Below are 22,035 nucleotides of genomic sequence, written 5' to 3'. Positions count from 1 at the left end.
GCCGCTACAGCGGGCCGTCTTGTCACGGGGGCATTCACTGTAGAGAAGCAAAGCCGCGCAAGAGAAAAGAATTCGTCGAGGATTCCTCGAATCGACGAGATATCTGAGGTGCCCCGGTTTTTTGGGCTTCACCGGAGACGAGGCGAAGCGAGGCCCAGCGCAGGGCCGGCCGCTGGCTAGCTAGTGCGCGTGCGTGGCGCGTTCGGCTTCGCTGCTCTCGTGGCCGTCCACGTAGCCGGCCTGGCTGGCGCTGCGGTCCGGCAGCGCATCGACCGCCAACGCGAGGAAGACGGCGAAGAGCAGCCACAGCGCCACGTCGCTCAACCGATAGAGGTTTCTGCGAAAGCGCTTGGTGCGGCGGATCACGGCGCGCCTCCCGGGGCGGCCGTGCGGGCGTCGTCGTTCAACGCACGCAGAAGACAAAGCCCCCTGCAGCGGGCTGCATCCACTGCGACGGCCTCGTCGTCCACGTCAGCCATGGGGCATGCGGTGGAACAGCCCCGGCAGAAAGCCGCCGGGCGCGGTGAGCCGCGACTTGAGCCGCACGACCAGGTGCAGGTCGTCCACCAGATGGATGTCGCCGCCGCGGTGGGTGAGCTGCAGCTTCACGGCCAGCAGGCCCTGCAGCTTGGCGCGGTGCCATTCGGCGGCGTCGGTGATCTGCGCGCGCGTCATGGCCGGGATGCCGATGCCGTGTTCCAGCTCGGCGGCGCGCAGGCAGGTCACGACGCGGTCGACGCTTTTCAGCGTGCCCTCGATCACCTCCAGGCAACGCTCGGCCAGCCGCATCGGCTCGTCGGCGGAGTTGCCGTACACGAAGGCCTCGTAGGGACGGGGCGCGCGCGTGGCGTCGCGAAGCATGGGCTGCGGACCGATGTTGCTGTTGTTGCTGCTGCCTATGGGGCTCAGCGCGGCAGCAGGTCCAGGCATTGGCGGCGGCGCCACACGGCGCTGCGCACGGCCTGGCTGTCGTCGAACACGACCTTGTACTGACACACGAGGTAGTTGGCCGACTGGGGCATCTGGAACTTGAAGTGGTAGTCCCACTCGGTGCCGAGCGCGCCGCGCTGCTGCTTCAGCGCTTGGCCGAGCACGGCGAGCACCTGGGCCTGGTTGAGGCCGGGCTTGATCTCGCGAAAGCGCTCGGGCCGCGACACGACGCCGTCGCGCAGAAAGGGTTCCTTGAAGTCGGGGCGGCGCGCCTCGACGTCGCGGTAGTCCAGCTTGTCGGGGTTGCTCACGGGGTCCACGGGGTTGTCGCGGGCCACTGCGGTGGTGGCGGCGCCGAGCAGCGCGGCGGCGAGCACGAAGGTGGCAACGGCGGGTGATGCGTGCGGGGTCTTGGTCATGGCTAGCGTCCTCTTGGGTCAGATGGGTGTCAGATGGGTTTGTGGGGAAAGATGAGCGCGCGCGGGTCAGCGCTCGCGCATGGCTTCGCGCGCCTTGTTCAGCGGCTTGGTCAGGTAGTCCCACACGGTCTTGCGGCCGGTGCGAATGTCGGCGGTGGTCACCATGCCGGGCACGATGGGCATGCGGCGGCCGGCCTTGTCGGTGAGTGCGTCGGAGTCGGTGCGCACGAGCACGGGGTAGTACACGATCTCGGGTTTGACCTCGTCGCGCTGGGTGTCGGGCGCGATGGTTACGACGCGGCCCTTGAGGCCGCCGTACACGGCGTAGTCGTAGGCGGTGATCTTGATCTGCGCCTCCTGCCCGGGCCGCATGAAGGCAATGTCGCGCGGCGAGATGCGCGCCTCGACCAACAACTGGTCGTCCAGCGGCACGAGGGTCAGCAACGAGCCGTTGGGCGGCACGACGCCGCCGATGGTGGTGACCTGCAAGCTCTTGACGATGCCGCGCACGGGCGAGTTCAAGGTGAGCCGCTCGAGCGAGTCGGCACGCCCGCGCACCACCGACGACAAAGACTTCACCTCGGCATCGGCCTTGGCGAGTTCTTCGCGGCTGCGCACCATGTAGTTGGAACGCGCCTCGGAAATCTTCAGCTCCAGGTCGGCGGCCTGGCGTTGCAGGCGGATGAGTTCGACGTTGCTGGCCGCGCCGCTCACCTGCAGCGAACGCGTGATGTCGAGCTCTTTGCGCACGAGCGAAAGCGCCTGACCCAGGCCGGCCGTGGTGTCGCGCAGGCTGCCCTGGCGCGAGCGGAAGAGCGCGCTTTCGGAGTCGACCAGTTGCGCGTGCGCCTTCAGCTCGGCGGGGAACTGCAGGGTGTTGCGCCCTTCCACCTCGGCGCGCAGGCGCACGCTGCTGGCCAGGGCGGCGCGGTAGCGCGCGGCGGTTTCTTCCACGCTCGATTCGCCGCGCGTCGGGTCGAGCTGCGCGAGCACCTGCCCCTTCTCGACGATCTGGCCTTCGTGCACGCGCAGCTCGGCAAGGATGCCGCCTTCGAGCGACTGGATGCGCTGCTCGCGCGAGCTGGGAATCACCTTGCCCATGCCGCTGGACACCTCGTCGATCTCGAAGCACCAGGCCCACACGAAGAACACGAGCAGAAAGAGCGCGACGAACCACACGACGCGCGCAGAGCCGCTGGCGCGGGCTTCGTCGAAGTCGTCGGCGCCGCCGGGACCCCACACGGTGGCGGTGGATACGGCCGGTGCGGTGGGCGCTTGCACTTGTGCCTTGGTCAATGTCACGGCGTTCATACCTGCGTCTCCTTGCCACGGCCTGCGGGGGCCGTGGTCTCTCGCGATGCCGCCGCGCCCTGGCGCAGCCGCGCCATCACCTGCTCGCGCGGCCCGTCGAGCACGACGGTGCCGCCGTCCACCACGAGGATGCGGTCGACCGCTTCGAGCACGGCCGGGCGGTGCGTGGCCAGCACCAGCGTGCGGCCTGCGGACAGCGCGCGCAGGTGTTCGATCACTTCGCGTTCGGCCACTTCGTCGAGCGAAGCGGTGGGCTCGTCGAGCAGCAGCACGCTGGGGCGGCGCAGCATGAGCCGCGCGAGCAGCAGGCTCTGGCGTTGTCCGCCCGAGAGGCCGCGCCCGCCTTCGAGCAGCGGATGGTCCAGCCCGGTGGGCAGGCGGCGCACGAAGGCCCAGGCGCCGGTGGCTTGCAGGGCCGTGATCAGTTCGGCGTCGGTGGCGTGGGGCGTGCCCATCTGCAGGTTCTCGCGCAGGGTGCCGTGGAACAGGCGCGCGTCTTGGGCGAGCAGCCCCACGTCGCGGCGCACGTCGGCGGGGTCGATGTGGGCCATCGACACGCCGTCGAGCACCACACTGCCCGCGCGCGGTTCGATAAGGCCCGACAGCGCCTGCAGCAGCGTCGACTTGCCCGCGCCGTTGCGCCCGAGCACGGCAATGCGTTCGCCGGCGCCGATGTGCAGCGCCTTCACGTGCAGCGCGGTGGTCTGGCCGTCGTGGCTGAAGACGGCGTCGCGCAGCGTGAAGTCGCCCTGCACGGCGGGCCGGTGCACGCGCGTCTCGTGGGGCGGGTGGTCGACCGGGAGCTTCATGAGCTGGTCGAGCGACTCGCCGGCCACCTTGGCCTGCTGCCAGCGGTTGAGCACCTGCGTCACGCCGGCCAGCGGCGCGAGCATGCGGGTCGACAAGATCGATGCGGCCACGAGCACGCCGGTGCTCATGTGGCCGTCCATCACGAGCGGCGCACCGAAGAACACGACGAAGGCAAAGGCCCCGCCCTGCACGGTCTGCGTCCAGTTGCTCAGGGTGTTGAGCAGCGCACGCAGTTGCAGGCCCGAGTCGGCGTTGACGGCGTTGTAGTGGTTCCACTGGTTCTGGAAGCGCGGCTCGGCCTGCAGCACCTTGATGTCGTCGATGCCCTGCACGGCCTCGACCAGCATGGCGTTGCGCAGCGACGATTCACGCATGCCCGCCTGGGCCAGCGCGCGCAGGCGCGGCTGCGCCAGCAGGCTGGGCACGAGCAGCAGCACGCACGCGGCCAGCGGCACGAGCACGAGCCAGCCGGCAATGAACCAGAAGAGCACGCAGAACACGAAGAAGAACGGCAGGTCGGCCACGGCCGCCACGGTGGTCGACGTGAGCATTTCGCGCACGGGCTCCAGCTCGCGCAGCTGCGAGATGAAGGTGCCGGTAGCGCGCGGGCGCGCCGAGCCGCGCACGCGCAGCGCGTGGCCGAACACGCGGTCAGAAATGCGCAGGTCGGCGCGCTTGCCCACCACGTCGGTGATGCGCATGCGCGCGCCGCGCATGACCCAGCTGAACACAATCGACAGCAGCACGCCGCCGAACAGCACATGCAGCGTGGGCAGCGACTGCGCGGGCACGACGCGGTCGTACACCTGCATCGAGAACAAGGTGCCGGCCAGCGCCATGAGGTTGTAGGCGAGCGACGCGACGAGGATGTGGGCGTAGGGCCGCCAATCGGCCAGCACGATCTGGCGCAGCCAGTGCGGCTCGACAGGGCGGATGTAGGCGTCGACGCGCGAGTCGGGCGCCGATTGCGCGGGCCGCAGCACGGCCATGGCTTCGAGTGCGGGTTGCAGCTCGTCAATCGTGCAGACGGTTTCTGCACCCTGGTCGCCACCGAGCATCACGCGCAGGCCCTGCGCCGAGATGGCGGTGACCACGGCCACCTGCCCGTCGCGCAGTTGCAGCACCACGGGCAGGCGCCAGGGGCTCAGGGTGTCCAGGCGCGGCGTGACCTGGCGCACGGTGAGCCCGGCTTGGCGGGCCATCTGGCGCACGCGCTCGCCGATGTCTTCGTGGTCGCTCCATGCGGCAGCGCCGCGGATGCGCTCGCGCGAGGTGTCGAGGTGGTAGTGGGCGGCCACGGCCAGCACGGCATCGACCCAGCCGGCGAGCAGCTCGGGGCCGCGCGCGGCAGACAGCTCGGGCATGGTGGTGGCGGTCATGGCTGGCCTCCGGCGACGAGGTCGCCTGCATCGACCAGCCCGAAGGCCTCGCGCAGGCGGCCCGACTGGTACAGGCACTCGACCGCGAGGCGCTGCACTTCGTGCGCGCTCTCGGCCTGCTCGAAGCGCGCGCCGTGGAACTCCTGCTCGGCATTGAGCAGGTCGAGCAGCGAGCGCGTGCCCAGTTGCAGGTACTGCTCGCGGTACAGGTCGCGCGTGCGCTGCGTGCTGTGCACGCGCGCGGCGAGCACGGGCAGGCGCTGCGCGTGGCCTTGCGATTGCACGCGCGCGTCTTCGAGCCGCTGCCGCACGCTGAGCTGTGCATAGCCCAGCGCGGCCTCGGCCGCTTCGACGGCGTGCACGGCGGCCCGCTGGCGGGCCTGGCTGCGCCCGCCTTCGTAGAGCGGCGCGCTGAAGTTGACGGTGAACGTGCTTTCTGTGGCGGGTTGGCCGGCGAGCCGCGCGCCCGATTCGAGCCCGCGGTTGACGCCGGCGTTGAGCGACAAGGTGGGCAGCAGTTGCGCATCGGCACCGCGCAGCGCGGCCTGTGCCATGTCGCGCTCGGCCTGCGCCATCTGCACGGTCGGCGCGGGCAAGGCCGTCTGCGGGTGCGCGGCGCAGGCGCTCGCGAGCGGCGGCGACGCTTCGCCGGCAATGTCGACCGGTGCGCGGCCCTGGGTCAGATGCATGAGGTTGAGGCGCCAGCGCTCGGCCTGCGACGCGGTGTTGAGTTGCTGGGCGCGTGCGGCTTCCAGGCGCGACTGCGCCTGCGCCACGTCGGACTGGCTGGTGGCGCCCTTGGCCTGGCGCTCGCCCACGAGGCCGGCCAGCGACTGCACGCCCTTCACCTGGGCCTGCGCGATCTCGCCGAGCGCCTGCTGGCGATGCACTTCGATCCATGCCTGCGCGGTGTCGCGCACCACGTCGTCGACCGCCACCAGCAGCTTGGCGCGCGCGGCCGTGGCCGAAGCCTCGGCCTCGTTCACGGCGCTCGACACCTTGCCGAAGTCGTACAGAAGCTGGGTCACCGACAGCGAGGCCTGGTGCACCTGGCGGCGACCGTCGGTCTGGAGCTGGCGGTTGCCGGTGCGCGCGCTGAGGCCGGCGCTGACCTGCGGGTAGTAGCCCGAGCGCGCGGCCGCAATGCCCTCGCCCGCCTGCAGGGCCTGCCCGACCGCGTTGCGCACGGTCGGGTGCGAGGTGGCGGCCAGGCGCACGGCCTCGGTCATGCCCAGCGGGGTGGCGGCGCTCGCTTGCGCAAGCACCGCCGTGCCGGCGAGCAGGAAGAAAAGGCCCGCGGCGGCGGACGGGAGATGACGAGAAAAAACAAGCATGCGTAAGAACGGGCGACAGCGTGCGAACAAGGTGCCGACACCGCAAGCGGCGCCGGCACCCCGGTCACTCAGTGGTGAAGCGCGAGGCCCATGTGAAGCTCGTCGTCGAGCGAAGGGGCCACGGGCGGTGCGTAGGCCGCGAGCGAATCGGCCGACGACGCCAGGGCCAGCACCGAGGGCGATGCCTGCGCGGATGCGAAGGGCGGCGGGAACGCGGCCTGCAGCAGCGCATGCAACGACTCGGCAGCGCCGAAACCCTGCAGCATGTCGGACAGCTGCATGCCTCCCCATGGGCTGTCGCCGAAGGGGAAATGCGGCGCATCTTGCTGCTGCTGCTCGATCGACACCGTCACTTCGTCGACGCCGGCCAGGCCCAGCGAGTCGGGCGAGCTGAAGAGCGCTGCCGCCCCCGCCGCACCGGCTGCCGGCGTGTAGTTGACGTGCAGCGTCTGCGTGGCCACGTTGCTCGCATCACCGTCGCGGTCGACCACCTGGTAGCTGAGGGTCTCGTCGTAGTTGTGCGAGCTGGTGGTGCGCGGTGCCACCTGGTAGCTGAATTCGCCCGAGTCGAAGTCCACGACCAGCTTGCCGCCCTGCGCCGTGGCAATGGTGACCTGGTGTGTCGCCGCGTTGTAGCTGTAGTCGCTGCCGGTGGCGGGGCCGGTCTTCGTCATCAGGCCCGTGTTGCTGTCGAAGGCGTAGGTGGTGCCGTCGATGCTCAGCGTGGACACATGACCACCGTCGGCGCCGAAGCCCGACGAGCCACCGAGGCCGCCGGTCAGCAGGTTGCTGACGGTGGGCGGCACGCTGATCGTGCCTTGCAGCATGTCGTTCAGCTGGCTCGTGTCGGTGACGATCTTGCCGTTGGTGTTCGTTCCGGTGTTGCCGTTGTAGGCGATGGGGTCGATGAAGCCCTGCTCCGTCGGGCCCAAGCTGGAACCCAGGCCCAGCGCGAACGAGTTGATCTGGTGGGTGGTGAGGAAGTTCTTCCAGAGCGTTTCTTCCGCTGCCTGGATGCCGTTGTCGGACGAGTTGTTGTTGTTCTGGTTGTTCAACTGGCCGGTGTTGCCGTCACCCTGGGTCGGCTCGCCGTCCGTGAGGAAGTACGAGACGTTCTGGGCACCCTGCAACTTGCCGGTCGCCGAGAAGCCACTCATCGCCTGCGCCAGGGCAGCGTCGTAATTGGTGCCGCCCCCGGCCTGCAGGTTCTGCACCAGCGTCTTGGCCTCTGCCGCCGTCATCCAGGCCTGCTGCGCCGCCCCGGTGCTGCTGAAGGTAACGAGCTGCACCCTCACGTCGCCGTACAGGTCGTAGCCGTCGATCAGGTTCTGGACGGCCTCTTTCGCACGGCTGAGGCGTGTCGGGGTTTCCTGCCCCATGCTCCCGGAGAGGTCGAGGACCACCATCAGGTTCGTGTTGATCGGCGCCACGTCGACAGACTGTTCGCCGTTCACGAGCACCGGCGCGTCGTCCTTGACGGGCACATCGAAGCTCACTGGCGCAGCAGCGGTCTGGCCGTCGGTCACATGCACCTGGAATTGCAGGTTCGACACGCCCTCGCCGTTGCCAGCCGGGTGGTCGATCGGCGCCTTCAGCGTGACGGTGTAGCCCGCCTCGAACTGCCCCGCGCCCGTGGCGGTGACGTTGCCCACGGCCACGGTCATCACCTCGGTGGTGACGCCGCCGACGGTGACGCTGCCCGTGAGTGTGTGCGTGCCCGCGTCCCAGGTCCACGTCACCGGCTGGCCGCCGGAGGTGATGCCGTTCGGTCCACTCAGCGACACCGACAGGTCGCCGGCCAGGCTGTCCGGGTCCGTGATGGAGATGGTGCCGGTCGATTGCAGCGGCGGCTCTCCCGCAGCCGGAATGCCACCGGGCAGGCTGCCTTCGGAGAGGACATCGGCGTTGGTCACCGTGGCCGACGGCGCGTCGTTCACCGGGTTGACGGTCACGTTCACCGTGCTGGTGGTCGTGCCGCCATGGCCGTCGCTCACCGTGACGGTGAAGCTGTCGGTGCCGTTGAAGTTCGGGCCAGGAACGTAGGTGTAGGTGCCGTTGGCGTTCACCGTCACCGTGCCGTGCGACGGGTTGCTGCCCTTGGTGTAGGTGAGCGTGTCGCCATCGACGTCGCTGCCGACGATCTGGCCGCTGACGGGCGTGTCTTCGTTCGTGGTCTTGGTGTCGTCGGGCGCCGTCGGTGCTTCGTTGACGTTCTGCTCGTTGAGCGTGACGGGGATGTTCGTCGTGACGGTGCCGTCGCTTGCGCCGACCACCAGCGAGTGCGCGTTGGCGCCCGCTTCGTAGTCGTTGACGAACGCCGCAGCGCCTGCGGGCGTGAGGCTGATTGCGCCCGTGACTGGGTCGATGGCGAAATAGCCGTTGTCGTTGCCAGAGAGGATGCTGTAGGTGATGGTCGCGCTGTCGACGTCGGTGGCACGGACGGTGCCGAGCACGGTGCCTGCGGCGCGGTTCTCGTCATAGCCGAAGACATAGCCGTCTGTCGTGTTCACCGGCGTGCCGCCTCCATCGACGAACACGGGAGCGTCGTTGACGGGGTTGATCGTCACGTTCACGGTGCTGGTCGTCGTGCCGCCGTGGCCGTCGCTCACCGTGACGGTGAAGCTGTCGGTGCCATTGAAGTTGGCGCCAGGCGTGTACGTGTAGGTGCCGTCGGCGTTGACAGTGACCGTGCCGTGCGCTGGGTTGCTGCCCTTGACGTAGGTCAGCGCGTCGCCATCGACGTCGCTGCCGATGACCTTGCCGCTGACAGGCGTGTCTTCGTCGGTCGTCTCGTTGTAGTTGGGCACCGTCGGTGCGTCGTTGATGTTCTGCTCGTTGAGCGTGACGGGGATGTTCGTCGTGACCGTGCCGTCGCTCGCGCCGACCACCAGCGAGTGCGCGTTGGCGCCCGCTTCGTAGTCGTTCACGAACGCCGCAGCGCCTACGGGCGTGAGGCTGATCTCGCCTGTGACGGGGTCGATGGCGAAGTAGCCGTTGTCGTTGCCCGAGAGGATGCTGTAGGTGACGGTCGCGCTGTCGATGTCGGTGGCGCGGACGGTGCCGAGCACGGTGCCGGCGGGGCGGTTTTCGTCGTAGCCGAAGACGTAGCCGGTGGTCGTTTCGACCGGCGTGCCGCCTCCGTCGACGAACACGGGGGCGTCGTTGACGGGGTCGATGGTCACGTTGACGGTGCTGGTGGTCGTGCCGCCGTGGCCGTCGCTCACCGTGACGGTGAAGCTGTCGGTGCCGTTGAAGTTGGCACCCGGCGTGTAGGTGTAGGTGCCATCGGGGTTGACCGTGACGGTGCCGTGCGCTGGGTCGCTGCCCTTCACGTAGGTGAGCGTGTCGCCATCGACGTCAGTGCCGACGACCTGGCCGCTGACGGGCGTGTCTTCGTTCGTGGTCTTGGTGTAGTCGGGCGCCGTCGGTGCATCGTTGACCGGGTCGATCGTGACCGTCACGGTGCTGGTCGTTGTGCCGCCGTGGCCATCGCTCACCGTGACAGTGAAGCTGTCGGTGCCGTTGAAGCTAGCGCCAGGCGTGTACGTGTAGGTGCCGTCCGCGTTGACCGTGACGGTGCCGTTCGTTGGGTCGCTGCCCTTGGTGTACGTCAGCGTATCGCCGTCGATATCGCTGCCGACGACCTGGCCGCTGACGGGCGTGTTTTCGTTCGTGGTCTTCGTGTAGTCAGGTGCCGTCGGTGCATCGTTGACCGGATCGATCGTGACCGTCACGGTGCTGGTGGTCGTTCCGCCGTGGCCATCGCTCACCGTCACGGTGAAGCTGTCGGTGCCGTTGAAGTTGGCGCCAGGGACGTACGTGTAGGTGCCGTCAGCGTTGACGGTGACCGTGCCGTGGGCTGGATCGCTGCCCTTCGTGTACGTCAGCGGATCGCCATCGACATCGCTGCCAGTCACTTGGCCGCTGACCGGCGTGTCTTCGTTCGTGGTCTTGGTGTAGTTCGGGACCGTGGGCAAATCGTTCACCGGATCGACGGTGACCGTGATGGTGCTCGTCGTCGTGCCGCCATGACCGTCGCTCACCGTGACGGTGAATGTGTCGGTGCCGTTGAAGTTGGGGTTCGGCGTGTACGTGTAGGTGCCGTCGGGGTTAACGGCCACGGTGCCATGCGAAGGATTGCTGCCCTTCGTGTAGGTCAGCGCGTCACCGTCCAGGTCAGCGCCCGTCACCTTGCCGCTGACTGGCGTGTCTTCGTTCGTCGTCTTGGTGTAGTCAGGGGCCGTCGGTGCGTCGTTCACCGGGTTGACGGTCACGTTCACCGTGCTGGTGGTCGTGCCGCCGTGGCCGTCGCTCACCGTCACGGTGAAGCTGTCGGTGCCGTTGAAGTTGGCGCCCGGGACGTAGGTGTAGGTGCCATCGGCGTTGACCGTGACGGTGCCGTGCGCTGGGTTGCTGCCCTTCGTGTACGTCAGCGTGTCGCCATCGACGTCGCTGCCGACCACACTGCCGCTGACTGGCGTGTCTTCGTTCGTCGTCTTGTTGTAGTCGGGCGCCGTCGGTGCGTCGTTGATGTTCTGCTCGTTGAGCGTGACGGGAATCGTCGTCGTGACCGTGCCATCGTTCGCGCCGACCACCAGCGAGTGCGCGTTGGAACCGGCTTCGAAGTCGTTGACGAAGGCCGCAGCGCCTGCAGCCGTGAGGCTGATCGCACCGGTGACCGGGTCGATTGCGAAGTAGCCGTTGTCGTTGCCCGACAGAATGCTGTAGGTGACGTTCGCGTTGTCGACATCCGTGGCGCGGACGGTGCCGAGCACAGTGCCTGCAGGGCGGTTCTCGTCGTAGCCGAAGACATAGCCGGTGGCTGTGTCCACCGGCGTTCCGCCGCCACCACCTTCGACGAACACAGGAGCGTCGTTGACGGGGTTGATGGTCACGTTCACGGTGCTCGTCGTCGTGCCGCCATGGCCGTCGCTCACCGTGACGGTGAAGCTGTCGGTGCCATTGAAGTTCGCGCCCGGCGTGTAGGTGTACGTGCCATCGGTGTTGACCGTGACCGTGCCGTGGGCTGGGTCGCTGCCCTTGGTGTATGTCAGTGCATCGCCATCGGCATCGCTGCCGACGACCTGGCCGCTGACGGGCGTGTCTTCGTTCGTGGTCTTGGTGTAGTCGATCACCGTGGGCGCGTCGTTCACCGGGTTGACAGTCACGTTCACCGTGCTGGTGATCGTGCCGCCGTGGCCGTCGTTCACCGTCACCGTGAAGCTGTCGGAGCCGTGGAAGTTGGCGCCGGGGACGTAGGTGTACGTGCCGTCGGCGTTGACCGTGACCGTGCCGTGCGCCGGGTCGCTTCCCTTGGTGTAGGTCAGTGTGTCGCCGTCGGCGTCGCTGCCGACGATTTGGCCGCTGACCGGCGTGTCTTCGTTCGTGGTCTTGGTGTAGTTGGGTGCCGTCGGTGCATCGTTGATGTCCTGCTCGTTGAGCGTGACGGGAATGACCGTAGTGACGGTGCCGTCGTTCGCGCCGACCGTCAGCGTGTGAACGTTGGATGCTGCTTCGAAGTTGTTGACGAACGCTGCAGCGCCTGCGGCCGTGAGGCTGATCGCGCCCGTGACCGGATCGATGGCGAAGTAGCCGTCGTCGTTGCCCGACAGGATGCTGTAGGTGACGGTCGTGCTGTCGACGTCGGTGGCGCGAACCGTGCCGAGCACGGTACCTGCGGGGCGGTTCTCGTCGTAGCCGAAGACGTACCCGTCAGTCGTGTTCACCGGCGTGCCGCCACCGTCGACGAACACTGGCGCGTCGTTGACGGGATCGATCGTGACCGTCACGGTGCTGGTGGTCGTGCCACCGTGGCCATCGCTCACTGTGACGGTGAAGCTGTCGGTGCCATTGAAGTTGGCGCCAGGCGTGTACGTGTACGTGCCATCGGGGTTGACCGTCACCGTGCCATGCGCCGGATCGCTGCCCTTCGTGTAGGTCAGCGTGTCGCCGCTATCAATGTCGCTGCCGGTCACGCGACCGCTCACGGGCGTGTCTTCGTTCGTGGTCTCGGTGTAGTCAGGCGCCGTGGGCGCGTCATTGACGGGCGAGACGGTCACAGGCACCTTCACGGTGGTGGTGCCGCCCTTGCCGTCGCTGATGGTCACTTCAAAACTGTCGGGGCCTTCGTAGCCGGGCTTGGGCGTGTAGACGAACTGGCCGGTGGACGGGTCGACGGTGACGGTGCCGTGCTCGGGGCCCTTGGCGACGGTGTAGTTCAGCGCGTCACGGTCGGGGTCGGTGGCCTGCACTTGTCCGGTCACGGGCTTGTCCTGCTCGGTGACGACGGGCTCGGCCTTGCCTTCGGGGCCGCGGTTCTGCGGGGGGAGCAACGGCGGGATGAAGGCCGAGCCACCGCCGCCGCCGCCACCACCGCTCGCGGCGGCACCGACGCCCAGCACGCCGAGCGCACCCAGCAGCCAGCCGGGCACACCGTCGGGCAGCAGCGCGCCGCCGGCGTCGTTCCATTCGATTTCAGTGAAGTGGAAGTCTTTCCAGGGCGCGGTGTACTGGCCCCACCACTGCACGCCGGCGCCGTCTTCGAGCACGAGGTCGTTGCGGCCGCCGTCGGGGTACTCGGCGAAGAAGCCGCGCACGGCAACTTCCTGGCCGTCGCGCATCACGAGCACGAGGTCGTCGCCGCGGCGCTCGAACTTGAGCACGCTCTCGGGCGCAATCTTCAGCGAGACGATCGACGGGCGATCCAGAACCAGAGGGGTTTCTGCCGTCGCCGCTTTGCGGGCCGACGCGCCACCAGACTTGTAAACAGCTTCCATGATTTGTCCTTGCTCCTTGACTCCGAACCTCGGGCGCGCCGTCGCTTTCGACGAACAGCCCGGGCCGCACACATTGGGAAATCTCGAGCGCCGCTTGCGTCTCTCGAGGACTTGCCGGCGAGACCCGGTGCGGGTCCCACACAGGCTTGCGCTTGCATGGGGCGGGATTCTTGGTGCGGGGGGTCGGCCAGACTTTTGCCGGAGAGGCCGCGGCGTTTGCCGTGGCGGACAACTGTTCACAAACGTGTGCGAACGTCGAATACTTCACACGAATGGGGAAAGAAATACGGTAATTCGGGGGTGAAGGAAAGCGGACACGGGCGGTCTTTTGGCTTACGGACTTTTGCCAGGCCGTCTAATTCTTTTGATTGAAGGAATGAGCTCGGTTATTTGCTGCAATACCGGAAATTCCGGACTCGCCGCCTCCAGCGCCCCGTTTCTCCTCTGACAGAGGGCGTTTCAGAGGCCGTCGCACAGCGCCCGTTTGGGGTCACCTACACGAATGGCAAGCGAATCAATCAGGAATGAATGGCAGTCATTGGATGAATTTGCAAAGTTTGTGACAATGATTACCAAATTAACTCCTTGGTTACATTGTTTCGGCCACCGGGCGTTCAAACGCGGTGCCGGCGCCCCTTATTTCCATGTCTTATTGGTCCCCTCCGGAGCCCCGGAGAGCTCATCTTCTGGTTGTTGACGACAACGTCGACGAGCTCAAGCTCCTGCTGGAAACGCTGCGGGGCACCGGTTACCGCATCACGCTCGCTTTCGACGCGATGGAGGGCTACCGCCGTGCGACGACGCTGCAGATGGACCTGGTGCTGCTGGACGTGCGCCTGGGCGGCACCGACGGGTTTGCCGCCTGCCGCCTGCTGAAGGCCGACCCGGCCACGGCAGACATTCCGGTGATCTTCGTGACCTCGTCGGCCAGCGTGGAAGAGCGCCTGACGGGCCTGCGGGCCGGCGCGGTCGACTACATCGTGAAGCCCTTCGATCCGGCCGAGGTGATGGCCCGCGTCGAAATTCACCTGGCGCTGGCGGAATGCCGCAGGGCGCGCGTCGCGCCTGCAGCGGAACCACCGCAGCCGCTCGATCGCCCGGCCGCGAACGACGGCGGCGCGCCGGGCTCGGGCATGGACCGCGCGCTCATGCAGGCGGCCGAACGGCTCATCCTGGCCGACCTGAGCCGCGTGCTGCCGCTGCGCGAAATCGCGGCGCGCGTGGGCACGCACGAGAAGCGGCTGTCGCGCGTGTTCAAGGAGCTTGCGAACCGCACGGTGTTCGAGTTCGTGCGCGAGGCACGGCTGCACGAGGCGCAGCGCCTGCTGCTCGAATCGGCGATGCGCATCGAAGAGATCGCCGCGGCGGTGGGGTTCTCGAGCGCCGCGAATTTCGCGACGGCGTTTCGCGAGTACTTCGACTGCACGCCCTCGGCCTGCCGCCAGGCCGGCGTCGAGCGTTCGAGCACCTGACGCGTGATGCACCCGGCGCGCGTGTCCCGATGGACGAGCGACTTGCTGCTCGGCCTGGCCTTGTGGCTGTGGGCCTTCGCAGCCAGCGCAGCCGAGGCAGTCAAGTTCAGCGCGCTCGCCCGAGGCGACATTGCCGTCGAACAGACCGTCGAGGTGCTGGAAGATCCGATGGCCCGACTGTCAGCAAGCGAGGTGCTCGCGCTGCCAAGCGGTGGTGCAAATGGCTTCGCACCCGCCACGCCCGACCAGTTGATGCGCGGGTTCTCGACAGCGGCGGTCTGGCTGCGCCTGTCGCTCGTCAACGATGCGCAGGAGGTGCGCACGGCGCGTCTCGGGCTCAACGTGACGTGGCTGCGGCATGTCGACTTTCACCTGCTGCGCACGCGCGACGGGCAGCCCGTGTGGACGCACGCGCAGGCCGGCGTGTCCGACCCGATGGACGCCACGCACCGCTACGACCGCATTCCGCAGCTGCAGATCGACCTGCAGCCGGGCGAATCGGTGCAGGTGCTGGTGCGCGTGATGAGCACGGGCCAGATCAAGCTGGTGCTGGAGCTGCACACCGACGAGGCGTGGCATCACATCGAACGCAACCACGCGCTGCTCAGCGGCCTGCTGATCGGCGGGCTGCTGGCCTTCGCGGTGTATTCGGCTGCGCTGTGGTGGATCTCGCGCGCGCCGATGCTCGCGTTCCAGGCCGGGAGCTTTGGGCTGCTGGCGCTGTACGAGGCCACCTACCGGGGCTATGCGCGCATCGCGCTGTGGCCGAACAGCACCGACTGGAGCTACCGCGGGCACAGCGTCATGGTGGCGGCCACGGCGCTGTGCCTGCTGCTGTACTTTCACGAGCGCAGCCGCCAGAGCCCCATGCGCGTGCCCGGGCGCCCGCTGCTGTTCGTGCTGGCCGCTGTCGAAATCGTCGTGCTGCTGGGCACCTTGTTCGGACCCTACGCGACCTTCGCGTCCATCGGCATCGTGAACGCGCCGCTGATCGTGCTCGCGCTGACGGTCTGCACTTTCATCTACCAGCGGCGCGCCGGCCCGGGCGGGCGACTGTCGCTGATGGTGATGCTCGTGATCTGCGTGGGCGCGCTGATGCGCATGTCGGCGCTGATGTTCGCGGAGCGTTCGATGTCCGACTTCGACCACTATGCACTGGCGTTCCCGGGCATGCTGGTCGGTGCGTTCGCGATCACGGCGTGGTCGTTCCAGGAAACGCGCCAGCGCAATGCGGCGCAGCAGACGCTGCTGGCGTGGCAGGCCCAGGAGCAGCAGCGGCTCGAAGAAGAAGTGGTGCGCAAGACCCGCGCGCTGAGCGAGGCACTGGGCCAGGCCGAACAGCGCACGCGCGAGCAGAAGGAGCTGCTGGCCTACATCAGCCACGACCTGCGCGCGCCGGTGGCCACCATCCTCGGCAACCTGCGGCTGATGCAGGACGGCATCGACACGCCGGTGCCCACGCGGCTCGCCACCATCGAGCGCAGCGCGACCTACCAGCTGGAGCTGATCGATGAGCTGGTCGACTACGCCAAGGGCGAGCTGGCGCCGCTCGCCGTCGAAGCGCAGCCGGTGCAGCTGCGCACGCTGGTCGACAACATCGCGCAGTACGCAGACGCGCTCGCGCAGCGGCAGCACAACAGCTTCGAACTGACGATCGACGGCGCGCTGCCGGCCATGGTCCGCCTGGACGGCAAGCGGCTGCAGCAGGTGGTGCTGAACCTGCTGTCGAACGCGGCCAAGTTCACGCGCCACGGAACGATCGCGCTGCGCGTGCACGCCCTGCCCGCCGCCGTCGGCGATGCGTGGCAGCTGCACTTCGAAGTGACCGACAGCGGCACGGGCATCGACACCGACACGCTCGACCGCATGACCCGCCTGCTGGCCGACAACGCGCCCAGCATGGCGGGCGGCGGGCTCGGGCTGGTGATTGCGCAGCGCATCGTGCAGCGGATGGGCGGGCAACTCGCGATCCACAGCGGCATGGGGACGGGGACGCGGGTGGTCTTCTCGCTGGCGACGGAGCCGGCGCCTTCGTCGGATGCGCCGTCTGCACCGCCGCTACCGGAACCCATCGCCGCGCCCGCCCCGCGCCTAAAGCCCAGGGCGCGCCGGCCACTTCCGGTGCTGACGCCGCTGTCGCCGGCGCAGAAGGACGAACTCGAAGCGCTCGCCCGCGATGGGCGATGGAGCGACCTGCACGAGTGGGTGAACCGGCTGGCCGCAGACGCGCACAGCCAGCCGATGGTGCTGACGCTTCGCCAGGCGCTGGACCGGCTGGATTTCGAGCAGATCCGCCTGATTGCGCGCGCGGCGCCCGTGCGCGCGCTCTAGCTGCGAAGCGTCAAGCGTCAGTCGTTGCCGAACACCGGCTTGCGCTTTTCCACGAACGCGCGCACGGCCTCGCGGTGGTCGCCGGTCATGTGGGCAATGGCCTGGTAGCCGGCCGACATTTCGAGCAGCGATTCGAGGGTGCTGCGCTCGCCCTCGCGCAGCAGCCGCTTGGTCATGCGCAGCACGCCGCCGGGGTTGGCGGCGATGCGGGCGGCGAGCCGCAGGCTTTCTTCAAGCAGTTGCTCGTGCGGCACGACGCGCGAGACGAGGCCGCAGGCCAGCGCCTCTTGCGCGCTGAGCGCGTCGCCGGTGAAGGCCATCTCGGACGCTTTCGACATGCCGACCACGCGCGGCAGCAGCCAGGCGCCGCCGTCGCCCGGCACGATGCCGACCTTGACGAAGCTCTCGGCAAAGGTGGCTTTCTCCGAGGCGATGCGGATGTCGCACATGCAGGTGAGGTCGAGCCCCGCGCCCACGGCGGGGCCGTTGACGGCGGCGATCACGGGCACGTCGAGGTTGTAGAGCGCCTTGGGCAGGCGCTGGATGCCGTTGCGGTATTCCTCGCGGATCACCTCCGGCGACAGGCCTTCTTTCTCGTAGCGCTGCATGTCTTTCACGTTGCCGCCCGAGCTGAACACGGGGCCTTCGCCGGTGAGCACGACCACGCGGATGCTGCGGTCGCGCGTGATGTCGGCGCAGGCCTGCACGATCTCGTCGACGGCGGTGTTGCCGGTGAGCGCGTTGCGCGTTGCGGGCTGGCTCATGGTGAGCGTGAGGATGGCGCCGTCGCGCGTGGTCTTCAAAAACGGGGCGGTGGTCATGCGGAATCTCCTTGGGTGTCTTGTGTCGTCGTTCGCGTTCACGCGGGGTCGGTGGTGGCACGGATGAGGTCGAGCGCGAGGCCGTCGCGGCGGTCGACCAGCTCGGCGCCCACCACGTCGTGCCAGTGCGACTCGGAGCCGCCGGCCTGGCGCCAGGCGTGCAGGCGGCGCGTGTACATCTGCAGGTCGAACTCTTCGGTGAAGCCGATGGCGCCGTGGATGGAGTGACTCAGCGCCGCCACTTCGAGCGCGGCCTCGCTGGTGCGCGCCTTGGCGATGGCCACGCGCAGGCGGTCGGTGCTGCAACCCATCTGCGCGGCCATGCGGGCCGCGAAGGCGTGCTCGGAGATCACGCCCAGCTGGTGCTGGATGGCCTGGAACTTGCCGATGGGCCGGCCGAACTGGTTGCGGTCGTTGGCGTATTGCAGTGTTCGCGTGAACACGCTCATCAGCGCGCCGGCGAGCTGCGCGGCGAGCACGCAGGCCAGCGGCACGCGCACGTCGGCCACACCCGACACCGGCAATGCGGCGGCCTGCGCGGGGGCGGACCACGACAGCGTGGCGTCCAGCGGCGCGACAGCAGCGGTCGACGCTGCCGCATCCGCCGGCAGCAGCAGGCAGGTCTTGCCCAGCCCCACGAGCACCCAGTCGGCCACGCGGCCGAAGCTCACGCGCTCGCACACCAGCGTGTCGTCGTTCTGCAGTCGCCCCTGCGCCAGCGCGATGCTGCCGCCAGGCCGGGGCACGCCGGCCTGCGCCAGCAGCGAGCGCGCCACCATGGTCTCGGCCAGCGGCACGGGCACCACGAAGGCGCCGCAGAGTTCGAGCAGGGGAAAGGCCTCGGTCAGCGAGAGGCCCGCGCCGCCTTCGACCTCGGGCAGCAGCGCATCGGCAAAACCCGATTCCTCGATCGCCTGCCACAGCGCTTCGGCCGATTGCCCGCCTTCGATGTCGCGCACGGCCTGCAGCGTGCAGCGGTCGGTGAGTACGCCGCGCAGGGCGTCGATGTAGATGTCGTCCATCGTCTGTTGTCCTTGTGGTGTCAACGCAGGCCGAGGCCGCGCGCGATCATTCCGCGCAGGATGTCGCGCGTGCCGCCGCGCAGCGAGAACGACGGCGCCACCTGCGTCACGTAGTCGAGCGTGCGCAGCAGTTCGAGCGGAATGTCCTGCCCGTCGCGCGCATACAGGTCGTCTGCAATGGCGGCGGGAATGAGCTGCTCCACGCCCGTGCCCAGGTCCTTGACGAGCGCGGCCTCGACGATCGGGCTGCCGCCCTGCGCCACCTTCTCGGTGACGGCGAGCGACATGGCGCGCAGCGGCGCGAGCTGGCTCAGGATCTTGCCGGCCAGCCGCACCGACGCGGGCGTGCGGCCGGCCTCGGTGCGCACGAAGGCGAGCCACTCGTCGAACAGCACGATGCTGGAAAACAGCCGCTCGGGTCCGCTGCGTTCAAAGGCCAGCTCGGCCGTCACTTGCTCCCAGCCCCGGCCCTCTTCGCCGATGAGCGCGTCGGGTGCGAGCGCCACGTTGTCGAAGAACACCTCGCAGAAATGCGAGTCGCCCGACAGGTCGGTGATGGGCCGCACGGTCACGCCCGGCAGGCTCAGGTCGACGATGACCTGCGACAGGCCCTTCTGCCGGTCCTGCGCCTCGCCCGAGGTGCGCACGAGCGCGATCATGTACTGGCAGTGGTGCGCGTTGGTGGTCCAGATCTTCTGGCCGTTGAGCGTGAAGCCTTCGGCCGTGCGCACGGCGCGGGTGCGCACGCTGGCCAGGTCGGAGCCGGCGTTGGGCTCGCTCATGCCGATGCAGAAGAACGATTCGCCGCGGCAGATCGGCGGCAGGTAGAAGCGCTTCTGCGCCTCGGTGCCGTACTTGAGGATGAGCGGGCCGCTCTGGCGGTCGGCGATCCAGTGCGAGCCGACGGGTGCGCCGAAGTTGAGAAACTCTTCGACCAGCACGTAGCGCGCGAAGGCGCTGCGGCCACCGCCGCCGTATTCGATGGGCAAGGTGATGCCGAGCCAGCCGCGCCGGCCGAGTTCGCGGCTGAAGGCGCTGTCGTAGCCCGACCATGACTTGGCACGAATGTGCGCGGGCACATGGGCGAGCGCCTCGGAAAGAAAGGCCCGCACGGGCGCGCGCAGCGCCTCGTCTTCGGGCGGGATCGCGGTCATCGACAGCGAGGTCAGCGCACTCATGCGACTACTCCTTGTTGGATCAAATCGGCAATCGCCTCCGGCGCCATGCCCATCACGTCGGCCAGCACGTCGCGCGTGTCCTGGCCCAGCAGCGGCGGCGCGCGGCGGTACTGCACCGGCGTGTGCGACATGCGCAGCGGGCTGGCAACCAGCGGGATCTCGCCCGCCACCGGATGCGTCATGCGGATCTGCGTGCCGCGCGCCTTCACCTGCGGGTCTTCGAACACATCGGCGATGGTGTTGATGGGGCCGCAGGGCACGCCCACCTGCTCGAACAGCGCGATCCACTCGGCGGTGCCGCGCGTGACGGTGAGCGCGCGCATCAGCGCGATGAGTTCGGTGCGGTGCGCAATGCGGTCGGCATTGGTCCTGAAGCGCGCATCGTCGGCCCACTGCGCATGCCCGACCGCGCGGCAGAAGTTGCCGAACTGGCCGTCGTTGCCGATGGCCAGGATCATGAAGCCGTCTTGCGTGGGAAAGTCCTGGTAGGGCACGGTGTTGGGGTGAGCATTGCCCATGCGCCTGGGCTCACCGCCGTACAGGTGGTTCATGCCCTGGTTGGCGAGGCAGGCCACCTGCACGTCGAGCAGCGCCAGGTCGATGTGCTGGCCCACGCCGGTGATGTCGCGCGACTGCAGCGCGGCCAGGATGGCGGTGCTGGCATACAGGCCGGTGAGGATGTCGGTGAGCGCCACGCCCACCTTCACCGGGCCGGCGCCCTCCTCGCCGTCGGCGCGGCCGGTGATGCTCATGAGGCCGCCCATGCCCTGCATGAGGAAGTCGTAGCCGGCGCGCTCCGCGTACGGGCCGGTCTGGCCGAAGCCGGTGATAGAGCAATACACCAAGCGCGGGTTCAGGGCCAGCAGCGAAGCGTGGTCGAGCCCGTACTGCGCGAGGCTGCCGACCTTGAAGTTCTCGACCACCACGTCGCAGCGCGTGGCCAGTTCGCGCACCAGCGCCTGGCCGGCGGGCGTGGTGAAGTCGACGGCCACCGAGCGCTTGTTGCGGTTGGCGCAGAGGTAGTAGGCGGAGTCGCGGGTGTCGGCGCCCTCGCGGTCTTTCAAAAAGGGCGGGCCCCACAGACGGGTGTCGTCGCCGCGCCCGGGCCGTTCGATCTTGATGACCTCGGCGCCCAGGTCGCCCAGGGTCTGGCTGGCCCAGGGGCCGGCCAGCACGCGCGAGAGGTCGAGCACGCGGATGTGCGAGAGCGCACCGGCGCCGGCTGTGCCGGGTGCACCGGCGGCCTTCTTACTGCTGTTCGACATTGGCCTTCACCGCGATGCGTTTCCACAACTGGATTTCCGCGGCCTGGAAGGCGCGCATTTCCTCGGGCCCGCCGCGCATGACCTCGGCGCCGATGCGCTCGTAGAACTCGCGCGTTTCGGGCAGCGTCTCGATCTTCGTGAGCAGCGCGGCGAGCTTGTCGGTCTCGGCCTTGGGCGTCTTCGCCGACACCATGGCACCGACCCAGGTGTAGGCCGCAAAGCCCGGCAGGCCAGCCTCGGCAGCGGTGGGCACATTGGGCAGCGCAGGCAGGCGCTTGTCGGCCGCCACCGCCAGCGCGTGCACCTTGCCCGACTTGGCCAGCTCCTGCGCGCTGGTGATCTCGGCGAAGGCCAGGTCGACGGTGCTCGACACGACGGCCACGAGCGCTTCGCTCGCGCCCTTGAAGGGCACGTGGCGGGTCTGCACCTTGGCGGCATCGTTGAACAGCTCGGCCATGAGCTGGTAGCCGGCCGAGCCCGCTCCGTAGTTGAGCGCGCCGGGCCTGGCCCTGGCGCCGGCCATCAGCTCGGGCAGGGTCTTGTAGGGCGACGGGCCGGGCACGACGATGAGCGCAGGCGAGCGCATCATCATCGTGAGCGGTGCCAGCTCGGTGACGGGGTCGTAGGGCAGCGACTTGAACAGCGCCACGTTCACGGCCAGCGTGGAGTTGCTGCCCACGAACACGGTGTAGCCGTCGGCCGGTGCGGCGAGCACGGCCTTCACGGCAATGAAGCCGTTGGCGCCGGGTTTGTTCTCGACGACCACGGGCTGGCCGGTGAGCTCGGTGAGCTTGCGGCCGAAGTAGCGCGCCGAGGTGTCGGTGCCGCTGCCCGGCGGAAACGGCACGACGAACTTGATGGGCTTGGACGGAAACTCCTGCGCGGCGGCAGGGGCGGCGCCGAAGGCCGCGATGCCCAGGGCGAGCAGCGGTGCGGCGAACGCGAGGCGATGAAAGTGGGTGCGCATGGCGATGGGCTCCTTCGCGT

The 22,035-nt window shown here is 68.5% G+C and carries 14 protein-coding genes; 2 read left to right on the top strand and 12 right to left on the bottom strand.

The features are described 5' to 3' along the window. Positions 1 to 180: 180 nt before the first annotated feature. The 7 genes from CY658_RS32420 to CY658_RS07995 form a co-directional block, all read right to left on the bottom strand. Positions 181 to 366, bottom strand: a complete 186-nt coding sequence (locus CY658_RS32420) for a hypothetical protein (protein WP_143713626.1) — start codon at positions 364 to 366, stop codon at positions 181 to 183. A gap of 105 nt (positions 367 to 471) precedes the next feature. Beyond that, positions 472 to 930 carry a hypothetical protein gene (locus tag CY658_RS08020; protein ID WP_101489618.1) on the bottom strand — a complete coding sequence of 153 codons (459 nt, stop codon included), beginning with the start codon at positions 928 to 930 and terminating at the stop codon, positions 472 to 474. Continuing rightward, entirely contained in the window at positions 906 to 1,349 is a 444-nt protein-coding gene (gene bamE / locus CY658_RS08015; protein ID WP_099791177.1) for an outer membrane protein assembly factor BamE domain-containing protein, read from the bottom strand. Before bamE ends, CY658_RS08020 begins: the two co-directional genes overlap by 25 nt. 66 nt (positions 1,350 to 1,415) lie before the next feature. Next, positions 1,416 to 2,660, bottom strand: coding sequence for an HlyD family efflux transporter periplasmic adaptor subunit (locus CY658_RS08010; protein WP_101489617.1), 1,245 nt, complete (start codon positions 2,658 to 2,660; stop codon positions 1,416 to 1,418). Next, positions 2,657 to 4,849, bottom strand: a complete 2,193-nt coding sequence (locus CY658_RS08005; protein WP_101489616.1) for a type I secretion system permease/ATPase — start codon at positions 4,847 to 4,849, stop codon at positions 2,657 to 2,659. The genes CY658_RS08010 and CY658_RS08005 overlap by 4 nt, the downstream gene beginning before the upstream one ends. Continuing rightward, entirely contained in the window at positions 4,846 to 6,183 is a 1,338-nt protein-coding gene (locus CY658_RS08000) for a TolC family outer membrane protein (RefSeq protein ID WP_101489615.1), read from the bottom strand. The genes CY658_RS08005 and CY658_RS08000 overlap by 4 nt, the downstream gene beginning before the upstream one ends. A 68-nt stretch (positions 6,184 to 6,251) precedes the next feature. Beyond that, positions 6,252 to 12,959 (bottom strand): tandem-95 repeat protein, encoded by a 6,708-nt coding sequence (locus CY658_RS07995; RefSeq protein WP_101489614.1) that lies wholly within the window; start codon positions 12,957 to 12,959, stop codon positions 6,252 to 6,254. Positions 12,960 to 13,603: 644 nt separating this feature from the next. Here CY658_RS07995 and CY658_RS07990 point away from each other — a divergent pair. Further along, on the top strand, positions 13,604 to 14,431 hold the full coding sequence (locus CY658_RS07990) for a response regulator transcription factor (protein WP_101489613.1): 828 nt from the start codon (positions 13,604 to 13,606) through the stop codon (positions 14,429 to 14,431). Positions 14,432 to 14,437: 6 nt separating this feature from the next. Next, positions 14,438 to 16,762 carry a sensor histidine kinase gene (locus CY658_RS07985; RefSeq protein ID WP_101489612.1) on the top strand — a complete coding sequence of 775 codons (2,325 nt, stop codon included), beginning with the start codon at positions 14,438 to 14,440 and terminating at the stop codon, positions 16,760 to 16,762. Between the two features lie 17 nt (positions 16,763 to 16,779). On the opposite strand, the gene CY658_RS07980 is transcribed toward CY658_RS07985, so the two are convergent. The 5 genes from CY658_RS07980 to CY658_RS07960 are packed head-to-tail and all read right to left on the bottom strand — an operon-like array spanning position 16,780 to position 22,015. After that, positions 16,780 to 17,583 (bottom strand): crotonase/enoyl-CoA hydratase family protein, encoded by an 804-nt coding sequence (locus tag CY658_RS07980; protein ID WP_056579453.1) that lies wholly within the window; start codon positions 17,581 to 17,583, stop codon positions 16,780 to 16,782. Between the two features lie 38 nt (positions 17,584 to 17,621). Further along, positions 17,622 to 18,605 carry an acyl-CoA dehydrogenase gene (locus CY658_RS07975; RefSeq protein ID WP_101489611.1) on the bottom strand — a complete coding sequence of 328 codons (984 nt, stop codon included), beginning with the start codon at positions 18,603 to 18,605 and terminating at the stop codon, positions 17,622 to 17,624. A gap of 20 nt (positions 18,606 to 18,625) precedes the next feature. Beyond that, positions 18,626 to 19,783: an acyl-CoA dehydrogenase family protein gene (locus CY658_RS07970; protein ID WP_101489610.1), complete on the bottom strand. Its 1,158-nt coding sequence runs from the start codon at positions 19,781 to 19,783 to the stop codon at positions 18,626 to 18,628. Further along, entirely contained in the window at positions 19,780 to 21,048 is a 1,269-nt protein-coding gene (locus CY658_RS07965; protein ID WP_101489609.1) for a CaiB/BaiF CoA transferase family protein, read from the bottom strand. Before CY658_RS07965 ends, CY658_RS07970 begins: the two co-directional genes overlap by 4 nt. Continuing rightward, positions 21,032 to 22,015 carry a Bug family tripartite tricarboxylate transporter substrate binding protein gene (locus CY658_RS07960; protein ID WP_101489608.1) on the bottom strand — a complete coding sequence of 328 codons (984 nt, stop codon included), beginning with the start codon at positions 22,013 to 22,015 and terminating at the stop codon, positions 21,032 to 21,034. The genes CY658_RS07965 and CY658_RS07960 overlap by 17 nt, the downstream gene beginning before the upstream one ends. Positions 22,016 to 22,035: the final 20 nt, after the last annotated feature.

Source organism: Variovorax sp. RO1, from assembly GCF_002849325.1.
Lineage (GTDB): Bacteria > Pseudomonadota > Gammaproteobacteria > Burkholderiales > Burkholderiaceae_C > Variovorax.
The sequence above is the reverse complement of the archived record's forward strand: the minus strand, read 5'-3'. Positions and strand labels throughout refer to the sequence as shown.